The sequence below is a fragment of the Clostridium sp. AF22-10 genome (assembly GCF_003478725.1).
Taxonomy (GTDB): Bacteria; Bacillota; Clostridia; order Lachnospirales; family Lachnospiraceae; genus Otoolea; species Otoolea fessa.
In genome coordinates, this window is the sequence record NZ_QUFZ01000001.1 from 311438 (window position 1) to 321559 (window position 10122).

Annotated in this window: 11 protein-coding genes; 3 read left to right on the top strand and 8 right to left on the bottom strand. The window is 49.2% G+C overall.

What is annotated here, in order from left to right; translation table 11 throughout:
- Positions 1 to 26 precede the first annotated feature (26 nt).
- Positions 27 to 506, top strand: coding sequence for an S-ribosylhomocysteine lyase (locus tag DWX91_RS01385; RefSeq protein ID WP_118471386.1), 480 nt, complete (start codon positions 27 to 29; stop codon positions 504 to 506).
- Positions 507 to 598: 92 nt separating this feature from the next.
- Here the strand turns inward: DWX91_RS01385 and hisD are convergent, their stop codons facing one another.
- The 8 genes from hisD to DWX91_RS01415 form a co-directional block, all read right to left on the bottom strand.
- Positions 599 to 1720 carry a histidinol dehydrogenase gene (gene hisD, locus DWX91_RS01390; protein ID WP_412693798.1) on the bottom strand — a complete coding sequence of 374 codons (1122 nt, stop codon included), beginning with the start codon at positions 1718 to 1720 and terminating at the stop codon, positions 599 to 601.
- Positions 1636 to 1860, bottom strand: a complete 225-nt coding sequence (locus DWX91_RS17760; RefSeq protein ID WP_412693799.1) for a histidinol dehydrogenase — start codon at positions 1858 to 1860, stop codon at positions 1636 to 1638. Before DWX91_RS17760 ends, hisD begins: the two co-directional genes overlap by 85 nt.
- A gap of 265 nt (positions 1861 to 2125) precedes the next feature.
- Positions 2126 to 2545 carry a heavy-metal-associated domain-containing protein gene (locus DWX91_RS01395; protein WP_118471388.1) on the bottom strand — a complete coding sequence of 140 codons (420 nt, stop codon included), beginning with the start codon at positions 2543 to 2545 and terminating at the stop codon, positions 2126 to 2128.
- Positions 2542 to 2697: a hypothetical protein gene (locus DWX91_RS16505; RefSeq protein ID WP_022359011.1), complete on the bottom strand. Its 156-nt coding sequence runs from the start codon at positions 2695 to 2697 to the stop codon at positions 2542 to 2544. Before DWX91_RS16505 ends, DWX91_RS01395 begins: the two co-directional genes overlap by 4 nt.
- A 201-nt stretch (positions 2698 to 2898) precedes the next feature.
- Positions 2899 to 5082 carry a ferrous iron transport protein B gene (gene feoB, locus DWX91_RS01400; protein WP_118538194.1) on the bottom strand — a complete coding sequence of 728 codons (2184 nt, stop codon included), beginning with the start codon at positions 5080 to 5082 and terminating at the stop codon, positions 2899 to 2901.
- Positions 5083 to 5114: 32 nt separating this feature from the next.
- Entirely contained in the window at positions 5115 to 5339 is a 225-nt protein-coding gene (locus DWX91_RS01405; protein WP_022359013.1) for a FeoA family protein, read from the bottom strand.
- Between the two features lie 94 nt (positions 5340 to 5433).
- Entirely contained in the window at positions 5434 to 5769 is a 336-nt protein-coding gene (locus DWX91_RS17015) for a FeoA family protein (protein ID WP_243022514.1), read from the bottom strand.
- A 191-nt stretch (positions 5770 to 5960) separates the two neighbouring features.
- A complete protein-coding gene (locus tag DWX91_RS01415) occupies positions 5961 to 6758 on the bottom strand; it encodes a TraX family protein (RefSeq protein ID WP_118471392.1) in 798 nt (265 codons plus the stop codon).
- A 353-nt stretch (positions 6759 to 7111) separates the two neighbouring features.
- Here DWX91_RS01415 and DWX91_RS01420 point away from each other — a divergent pair, with 353 nt between their 5' ends.
- Entirely contained in the window at positions 7112 to 8239 is a 1128-nt protein-coding gene (locus DWX91_RS01420; RefSeq protein WP_107000661.1) for a carbohydrate kinase family protein, read from the top strand.
- A gap of 174 nt (positions 8240 to 8413) precedes the next feature.
- On the top strand, positions 8414 to 9529 hold the full coding sequence (locus DWX91_RS01425) for a glycosyltransferase family 2 protein (RefSeq protein ID WP_118471394.1): 1116 nt from the start codon (positions 8414 to 8416) through the stop codon (positions 9527 to 9529).
- Positions 9530 to 10122: the final 593 nt, after the last annotated feature.

Consider the following 10122-nt stretch of genomic DNA (forward strand, 5'->3'; position numbering starts at 1 on the left):
AATGAAACTGACTTGGAGGTATTTTCATGGATAAAATTACAAGCTTCACCATTGATCATCTGAAACTGCTCCCTGGCGTCTATGTGTCCCGCAAGGATCGCGTGGGCGATCAGGTCATCACCACCTTTGATATCCGCATGACACGCCCCAACTATGAGCCAGTCATGAATACGGCGGAGGTTCACACCATCGAGCACCTGGCTGCCACCTGGCTGCGAAATAACGATGAGTGGAAAGACCGCGTCCTCTACTTCGGACCGATGGGCTGCCGCACCGGCTTTTACCTGCTTCTCGCAGGCGACCTGACATCCGAGGAGATCGTGCCGCTGATGAAAGGGCTCTTTACTTTCATGCGCGACTACAAAGACGAGGTTCCGGGTGCTTGTGCAAAAGATTGCGGCAACTACCTCGATATGAACCTGCCGATGGCAAACTGGCTGGCTGACCGCTTTCTGCGCGAAGTCTTAGATGGAATTGGTCCAGAGAGACTGGTTTATCCGGAATAAAAGACAAGAATAGCAGGCGGTATGCTTTGAAACACAAAACCCCCAGATGCTGCAGCATCTTAGGGGTTTTATTCTATTATTTTCTATTTTTCCTATTTTCTTGCATCCGCAGCCGCTGCATGTCCAGATAATCCTTCTCCATGCGCCATACGCGATACAAGCGGTGCGATCCGCGCGGATGCCTCCGGGGTCATGCTCTGGTGGGTACAGGTCTTTAAGAATGTACCAACCCAGACGCCGCCGGTATAACGTGCCGCCCGAAGAGTCGGAAGTGTGTGGTTGGTTCCGGAAGCATAATCACCAAATACCTCCGCCGTATTCTGACCGATAAACAGGGAACCGTAATTCACCAGCTTCGGAATCAGTGCATCCGGATCTTCCACGTTGATCTCCAGATGCTCCGGTGCGTACTCATTCGCATACTGAACTGCCTCGTCCAGGCTGTCTACCACGCCAATCTCTCCAAACGTATCCCAGGACTGTCTCGCAATCTTTGCCGTATCCAGAATCTTCAGCTCTTCCTCTACCGCCTCAATCACGCTCTTTCCAAATGCCTCATCGGTTGTCAGAAGAATGCCTTTCGCATTGACATCATGCTCGGACTGTGCCAGCAGATCTGCCGCTACCACCTTCGCGCTCGCTTTTCCGTCCGCGATTACCAGGACCTCGCTCGGCCCGGCTACAAAGTCGATGCCGACCTGCCCGTAGCACTGACGTTTCGCCTCGGTTACGAAGCGGTTCCCCGGCCCTACAATAATATCCACCGGCTTGATGCTCTCAGTTCCATAGGAAAATGCTGCGATCGCCTGTGCACCGCCCAGTGCGTAGATCTCATCCACGCCAGCCAGATCCATCGCTACCAGCGTCCTGGCATTGATATGACCCGTTCCCCGCACTACCGGAGAGCAGGCGGTAATACGTTTTACACCCGCTGCCTTCGCCGGAGTCGCTAACATCAGCGCCGTCGAATACAGCGGATAATTGCCGCCCGGCACATAGCAGCAGCAGGACTCCACCGGAATGATGCGGTGTCCTAAAAAGACTCCCGGCTCCGGGCTGAAATTGTCAAGCGGTTTCACGGTCTGTCTCTGCGCGTTCGCAAATGCCTCGATATTGTGATGCGCCGCTTTCAGATCCGCCAGCTCCTGCTCGCCCAGCTCCTTATAAGCCGCATCAATCTCCTCCCGGCTGACCCGCAGCGATTCACGGTACATCCGTCAAACTTCTCATTGTACTCCCTCAGTGCCGCGTCCCCGCGCCCCCGGACCTCACCAATAATCCCCGCCACGGTCTCCCGCAGATTCCGATTATCTTCCTCGCTTCGAACCTGTGCTTCTTTTATAATCTTGATCATACGTTCTGCCTCTCTGTATAAGTTTTATCATTTTTTCCAAGTATACCACAAGTCTTTTTATTTTGCGATACAAAATAAACCTATCCAGCACATCTGAAACCAGAACGTTACTGTACACGGGTAGGCACTTTTGGAACCGAAAGTGCCGTAAGAAAACGTGGTGGCAGCAGGAATTTGCCGTATTTAAATGCGAAGCCACGGCAAATTCCGTTACTGGGCACGTTTGCGTGAACAGTAACACCAGAACAGGATCACACTTTTTCTCTTAGACAACAGTCTCAATATTCTTAACCACAAATCCCTCTTTTTCAACCGCTTCCTGCAGCTTCGCATCGTCCACGCCATTCTCATAGAACACGCGGGCAATGCCTCTGTCTACGTCCGCATCTGCACAGATGACGCCGTTCTGGGCGGTCAGGGCTTTTTCAACGGATTTCTTGCAGTTTGCACAGTGCATACCCTCGATCCGCATGATCTTGGACGGGGTACCCGCTGTAACCGCTTTCTTGGAAAGATCTTCGCCGCGCGCACCAGCATTCCCATCGCTGCCGCAGGAACCGCAGCTTCCACCGGAGCATCCGCAGCATCCGCCGCCTTTTCCCGTGTAATGACGGATCGCCGAACGTAATGCCAGCAAAAGCAAAATCGCTACTACAATTAAAATTCCAATATCAATCGGTCTCATACGTTATCGTCCTCTCTTCTCTGACTTTTCGATGAATGGCTTCGGAGTATCTTTTTTATTTTATCATACACACGGCAGATAAAATATCCTACAAAATAAACTACCAGAAAACCAATCACACCATAAAACATGGATCCGGATGAATCTCCCATCTATGCTTTCTCCTTTTCTTTTTTGAAATCGAATAAAGCTGCCTCCAAACAGCAGACTTTCATCCTGCTATCCGAGGCAGCCTTATAAAGGATTAATTTTATCACTTATGATTACAGGCACCTGCCGATGCCCGGTCAGCGGAAACGCAAAACCACCGGCCGGACGGCAGAACCTGTTTTATTTTTCATTTAGAAACTAACTTATGAAGCTGCCTCTACAGAGCTTCTTGTGTAGCTCTTCTGATCCTTGTATGGATCCGGACGGAACAGCATGAAGAGCATGAATACCAAAAGGACTGCTGCCACGATAGTCCATACGTTGAATGCAACTGCGCCAAGTACCAGACCACCTAACTGATATACAATCAGGGATACAGCGTAAGCGAAGAGATTCTGATACAGGATAGCGAACCAGAACCATTTTCTGGACTGGAGCTGCTGTGCCATCGTTGCGATAGCTGCCAGACACGGAGAGTCAAGCAGGTTGAACAGCAGGAATGTAAAGGCTGCGATGGTTGTCGGGAACCATGTCTGGATTGCTGCTGCTACGACATCGGTCTCCTCAGACAGATCCTCGGATACATTTGCCAGAACGCCCATGGTGGAAACGATAGCCTCTTTTGCTGTGAAACCAGTGATGGAAGCTGCAACCGGCTGCCACTCGCCGAAACCAAGCGGACGGAACAGGATTGCGATAGCGCCGCCCAGCATAGCCAGGATAGAATCAGCAGATTCTTCTACCAGACCAAATCCACCGTCTACAAATCCGAAGGAGGACAGGAACCACATAACAACGCAAGCCAGGAACAGGATTGTACCAGCCTTGATGATGAATCCCTTCAGACGCTCCCAAACATGAAGGAGAACGGTCTTAGCGGACGGAATGTGGTACGCCGGAAGCTCCATAACGAACGGAGCTGGTTTGCCGGAGAACGGTTTGGTCTTCTTTAACATGATCGCGGATACAAGAACCGCAGCGATACCTACAAAGTACATGATCGGCGCCATCATAGTAGCCAGATCCATGTCGCCGCTCATATAACCAGCCATAACGCCGCCCATCAGAGCGATAACCGGCAGCTTCGCACCACACGGAACGAAGGTTGCTGTCATGATGGTAAGACGTCTGTCGTTGTCCTGCTCGATGGTCTTGGACGCCATGATACCAGGAACGCCGCAGCCAGAAGAAATCAGCAGCGGGATGAAGCTCTTACCGGACAATCCGAAGTGACGGAATACACGGTCCATAACGAATGCGATACGTACCATGTAACCACAATCTTCCAGAATGGAAAGGAAGAGGAACAGGATAGCCATCTGCGGAACGAAACCAAGAACGGCACCAACACCGCCGATGATACCATCCACTACAAGGCTTACAATCAGGTCAGAAGCGCCTGCTGCTGCCAGTGCATCGCCAGCCCAGCCCTGAATTGCGCCAACAAATGTATCATTGGTCCAGTCTGTTACGAATGTACCAACGGTAGTAACGGATACATAGTAAACCGCCCACATAACAAGAACAAAGATCGGAATACCAAGTAAACGGTTGGTTACGATGCTATCGATCTTATCCGAAAGACTCATCTTCTGAGCCGGTTTCTTTACGGTCTCCTCGATAACCTTCTGGATGTATACATATCTCTGGTCAGTGATAACGGACTCAGCGTCATCATCAAACTCTTTCTCCAGCTCCTTGGTGTAACGGGAGAAACGGTTGTCTGCACTAAGACCAAGCTGCTCTACAACCTTGCTGTCATTCTCGAGAACTTTGATTGCGTACCATCTCTTCTCTGCTTCCGGAATGCTGGACGGAAGCTCTGCCTCGATTGCGCTTACTTTATCCTCTACGCTGCCCTCGAAAATAGCGCTTACAGTGCCTGTTGCATGGCTCTTTGCAACTTTGATTGCCTCTGCAATAACTTCCTTTAGACCGGTTTTCTTCAGCGCGGAAGTCTCAATGATCGGGCAGCCAAGTTTCTTGGACAGTGCCTTTACATCAATGTTGATGCCGTTCTTCTTCAGAAGATCGCACATATTTAAAGCGATAACAACCGGAATACCTGTCTCGATCAGCTGTGTGGTCAGATACAGGTTACGCTCAATGTTGGTTGCATCGACTAAGTCTACGATGACATCCGGATTCTCTTTTAAGATAAAATCACGGGTTACAACTTCCTCCAGTGTATACGGAGAAAGGGAATAAACTCCTGGAAGGTCCGTTACATTTACCTCTTCTCCCGAAGCATCTTTTAATTTACCGGTTTTCTTCTCAACTGTAACACCCGGCCAGTTACCTACATACTGGTTTGCACCCGTCAGTGCGTTAAACATGGTTGTTTTACCGCAGTTCGGGTTACCCGCCAAAGCAATATGAATTGCCATTTTTCATCCTCCTGCTTTTTTAATCAAACTTATTAAACTGTCTGAACATCTACGCACTCAGCATCGGCTTTACGAAGTGAAAGCTCATATCCACGAATCGTAACCTCTACCGGGTCGCCCAGCGGAGCTACTTTTCGAATAAAAATCTCGCTTCCCTTCGTGATGCCCATATCCATGATGCGGCGTTTGTATGCGCCTTCGCCATGAATCTTGACAACTTTGACGGTAGATCCAACCTGTGCATCTTTAAGCGTCATTCTCTGTTCCTCCTAACCATTCCAATTTTTTACTCGGGATTCCGTCTGCTTTTCTACCATACAACCTGCTCCGGAATATCCCCATTCCCTTGTCTTAGATCAGAATGTGTCTTGCCTGATCCTTATTTATAGCCACTCTGGACTCCTTTACGTGAATAATCACGTCTCCGTCCAGCTGGGTTATCAATTTTACTTCGGTTCCCTCGTTAAATCCCATGGATTTTAAATGAGAACGAACCTCTGTGTTTCCGCTGATCTTTTTGATCGTATAGGCGGTTCCTACGGTTGCCATCGAAATCGGCATTGCTCCCTGCATACGATTCTCCTTCCTCTGTTTTTCCACCTTCTGCCCGTCATGATGTCTCACTTGGCGGAAACGGCTGTTTTCATCTGCCGGTAATCTAATTGATTCGCGTACATTAATTTTCATTAGTGCCTGCTAACAGTTGTTAGAGAGAGCTAATTTTCATTAGATGAGACTAATTTTCATTAGTTTCTCCTAACCCATACATAAGGTTAGCACATGCTAACTTTATTGTCAAGTTTTTTTGCCTGACCTGGAAATAAAAAAAGGGCGTGTTTTACGCCCGAAAATTGTCAAAAATTCCCATAGGATAAAAGTCATCCCAGCCATTTTCCCACAAAATACAGCGTCAAAAGATGCGCCGGATAATAGACATAAAAGAAGGAACGAAATCTGCTCCGACCTCTGGAGCCATCATATAACATGAAGCAGACAGCCGTGAGCGCCAGCACCCAGAGGGGTTCCTGCCACGCGAACGCTCCGATGAGGACGGCAACGATTATCTTCATAAACACCCCTGCCGTTTTCTCATGAAAAAGAATGTTCCTTGGCACGTTAGTGCCTGAATTTCCTATTACACAAAAATAAAATGCCAGCACCATTCCCATCCCCCATGCGCCGCCGTCTGCTCCCGCCGCTTCTGTCAGCGTACAGAACACTGCCGTTAGCACCAGCTTCTCCCAGATACCGTTTCCATACCGCTCTAACAGCTCCATCGCAACCAGCGCCAGAAAAAAGGTCAGGCAGACATTCTGGTGCTGTGCATCCATCCACCGTCCGGAAAATGCCAGATCATACGGAATCTCCGACACAACCGCCGCCAAAAGCAGCCTCCGTCCATAACATCTGCGATCCCGCGTGTGAAAAAAACCTTCTACTAATAAAAAGGCGAACAATGGAAACGCCAGATCCCCAAATGTCCGGAATCCCGGAATCGGTCTGCAGATCACCGCAATGTGGTCTGCCGTCATCGCCAGGAGTGCTAAATATTTAAGGGCGGAGGCGCTGAGATGGAGGCGGGTTAAAACCACTCTTTCCATCCCCTCTGATTTCTCATTCTGCTTTTCCTTGATTCGATCTTTTATCGCACTCTCCTCCCTTCGTTTCCTGTCCATTCTATCTCTATTCCATCAAATTATACTGAACATTTCACCCGCTGTCCATCCGCACTTTTCCATTCCCTTTTTCTCCATCTCCCCTATTTTCCCATTCTCATTTTCCACTCTTTCTCCCCATCTTTTTTCTTTATTTTCTCTAATAAAAAATGTAGTTTTTTCTTATAAATAAAGGCTTTTCGGCACTTTTCCGCGTCTTTTTTACACTAATTTTACATTTTATTTGACAAACGAAAAACCGTGTTATATTCTGTAAATGGTGCTGGTGCGAGATCCTGCTGAAAAAGCAAAAATCCCGCACCGCTCTTCATTTTAAATACTAAAAAATACACGGACAAAAGAGGTAGAATCTCATGGCAGGTTTAGATATTATTTGCATTGGCGCTATCAATTATGACTATATGTTTCACTGCACCGGGCTCGATCTGGTGGAGACATCCGCCGGTGGAGGCGACGAGAACTTAAGCAACCCGATTTCCGATGTGGAAAACGATATTCAGGAGCTGGCGATAAAAGGCAAGGAATACACAACCCAGATCGGCGGTTCTGCTTTCATCACCCTGAAAGTGGCAAAGCATATTCTCCCTAACCTGCAGGTCGCTTACGTCGGCGTGTGCGGCACGCCCAGTCCATTCGATCTGCGCTTCGGCAAGACAAATGACATTGACGCCGAGCTGGCGCACCTGGATAACCGTGACTGGCTGTTTACCACGCGCGAGCGCTTCGACGATCCATATTCCAAAGCGATTGCCAAATCGATTGTCCGCCTTTATAATCACACGCGCAATTGCATCAAGATCGCGCCGTGTGCCAACAACACTCTCTTAGACCGCATCCATGAACAGGAAGCCCGGACGGGAACCACACTGGCGGAGTACCTCGCGCAGGCCCGCTGGATCCACCTGTCATCCCTGTCTGATTTCGACCAATTCGAGGCAATCATGCAATCGGTCATCCAGGCAAAACATTTAAATCCTGCCATGAAAGTCAGCATGGATCCTGGTTTTGAGTATACATCGCTGCGCCGTGAGCGCTTACAGCCACTGATCGCATATGCCGATTATGTTTTCTTAAATAAATCCGAAAAGAAAAACCTCGGCTTCAATGCCCGCAGCGCCCGTCCGCTCTACGCGAACCTCTGTGAGTATTTTTCTGCGATCAACCCGGATCCCACCCGCACCCTCATTGTCAAGCACGATGACCGCCATGAGCTGATCCATTTTAAGGACGGCGTATGTCAGATCCGCACAGTCCGCCACAAAAAGCTCTACCAGTACCAGTTAAACAACGATACCGGCGCCGGTGATTCCTTTGCCGGCGGTTTCATCAGCGGTATGCTCGATGATCGGCTCAATTCGGATATCGCTGAGCCGATCCAGCTCGGTGTTCTGGCTGCCAAGGGACGGATGCGTAGTTTTGATTATGAGAACCCGTATCTGAATATACAGAAATTGACCGATGCTTTTTTTGAAGCTCTATAATATTTTTTCAAGTGCTGTTAAATAGCGCAGAGTGAATTGCAGCCATCATCTCAGGAGAAAAGTACGTTACTTTTCTCCTGTTTATCCTTATATAATTATATATATAATGTCTGTACACATCTAAAAACTTCTTTCATATATTAATATCAATTTGATATTGATTTTGGAGATCCCATGATCCGCCTCAGCCTATGTATGATCGTCAAAAATGAAGAAGCCGTTTTGACGCGTGTTTTAGCATCTGCCATACAATTTGCGGATGAAATCCTCGTCGCCGACACCGGTTCCACCGATCGAACTGTAGAAATCGCCCGGCAATACACCAAACATATTTATCACTACCCGTGGAACGATGATTTCGCCGCCGCGCGCAATTTCATCTGTGAAAAGGTCACAACCGAATACTGGATGTGGCTCGACGCCGACGATGTCGTTCCCGCAGAATCGATTACAGCGATTTTAAAGTTGAAAGAAACTTTAAGCAAATCCCCGCAGCCCGACGTTGTCATGCTGAAATACATCGCTGGATTCCAGCCGGACGGCACACCTGCATTTACCTACGATCGCGAACGGATTCTGCGAACGGACCGGCATTTTCGCTGGAAAGGACGCGTCCACGAAGCCATCGCGCCACGCGGCAGAATTCTCTATTCTCCTATTCAGATCGAACACCGGAAGCCTGCTTCCGCTCTCACCCATTCTGACCGGAACCTGAAAATCTATGAAACAATGCTTGCAGACGGCGAACTGCTCGATCCGCGCCATCAATACTACTACGCCCGCGAACTCATCGACCACAAACAATACGAAAAAGCCCGCCCGGTTCTGGAACATTTCCTAAACGAACCGGACGGGTGGTATGAAAATAAGGCGGACGCCTGTCTGCTTCTGGCGCGCTGCCATGAAATGCTCAGAAATACGGCTGCCAGCCAGCTTTCTCTGTTCCAGAGTTTTCTCTACGACCGCCCACGTGCTAAAACCTGCTGTGAGATCGGACGGTTGAAACTTTCCCTCGGAGAAATTTCCCAGGCTGTTTTCTGGTACCAGCTTGCCCTCAAAGACCGACCAGAATATCATCCAAATGCCTTTATCGAAGCCGATTACTATGATTTCATTCCTTTAATCCAGCTATGCGTCTGCTATGATCGGATGGGAAACTATGATAAGGCACTGTATTATCATAAGGAAACAAAAAAAATCCGCCCGGATTCTCCGGCGGTTTTGACAAATGAAGAATACTTTCAAACCATATCCTCAAACCATAAAACAAACGGATTACCTATCTTGTGACATTCGCTCCGACCTCTGCAGTGGTCTGAGCAGCGGACTGGGAGTCGTTCCATCCAGCGGCATCCACACTTTCTACATTCATTCTTACCGTCTTCCACACTTATAATATTCCACAGTTCCCAACCCTCAATTTCCCCGCCCCTTTCTGCTAATGCACATCTCTTTCATCGCACACATATACTACATCAGGATGGATGTCCTAAATCTGGAAAGGAGTTTTTTATGTTTCGTCATTCATGTAATTTTCCCTACTATTTTGATGATAGTGACTATGAAAATAACGGCTATGGGCGCTGCGGACGCGATCGCGGCTGTCCCGGTTCTTTTGAACCCTACAACTGCTGTCGTCCCGGTCCCATAGGACCACGCGGCTGCCCCGGACCGATCGGACCTGTCGGTCCCACTGGTGCTGCCGGACTCGATGGACTGGACGGCGCTACGGGTCCGACTGGGCCGACTGGTCCGACCGGGCGACCGGCGCTACCGGTCCTGCGGGTCCAGCTGGGCCGACCGGCACTACCGGGGCTACCGGTCCTGCGGGTCCAGCTGGGCCGACCGGCACTACCGGGGCTGTTGGTCCGACTGGGCCGACC

Coding starts and splice junctions, on each gene's coding strand:
- DWX91_RS01385 (WP_118471386.1), top strand. CDS start 27: ATGGATAAAATTACAAGCTTCACCATTGATCATCTGAAACTGCTCCCT.
- hisD (WP_412693798.1), bottom strand. CDS start 1,720: ATGTACCGTGAATCGCTGCGGGTCAGCCGGGAGGAGATTGATGCGGCT.
- DWX91_RS17760 (WP_412693799.1), bottom strand. CDS start 1,860: ATGATCAAGATTATAAAAGAAGCACAGGTTCGAAGCGAGGAAGATAAT.
- DWX91_RS01395 (WP_118471388.1), bottom strand. CDS start 2,545: ATGAGACCGATTGATATTGGAATTTTAATTGTAGTAGCGATTTTGCTT.
- DWX91_RS16505 (WP_022359011.1), bottom strand. CDS start 2,697: ATGGGAGATTCATCCGGATCCATGTTTTATGGTGTGATTGGTTTTCTG.
- feoB (WP_118538194.1), bottom strand. CDS start 5,082: ATGGCAATTCATATTGCTTTGGCGGGTAACCCGAACTGCGGTAAAACA.
- DWX91_RS01405 (WP_022359013.1), bottom strand. CDS start 5,339: ATGACGCTTAAAGATGCACAGGTTGGATCTACCGTCAAAGTTGTCAAG.
- DWX91_RS17015 (WP_243022514.1), bottom strand. CDS start 5,769: ATGAAAATTAATGTACGCGAATCAATTAGATTACCGGCAGATGAAAAC.
- DWX91_RS01415 (WP_118471392.1), bottom strand. CDS start 6,758: ATGGACAGGAAACGAAGGGAGGAGAGTGCGATAAAAGATCGAATCAAG.
- DWX91_RS01420 (WP_107000661.1), top strand. CDS start 7,112: ATGGCAGGTTTAGATATTATTTGCATTGGCGCTATCAATTATGACTAT.
- DWX91_RS01425 (WP_118471394.1), top strand. CDS start 8,414: ATGATCCGCCTCAGCCTATGTATGATCGTCAAAAATGAAGAAGCCGTT.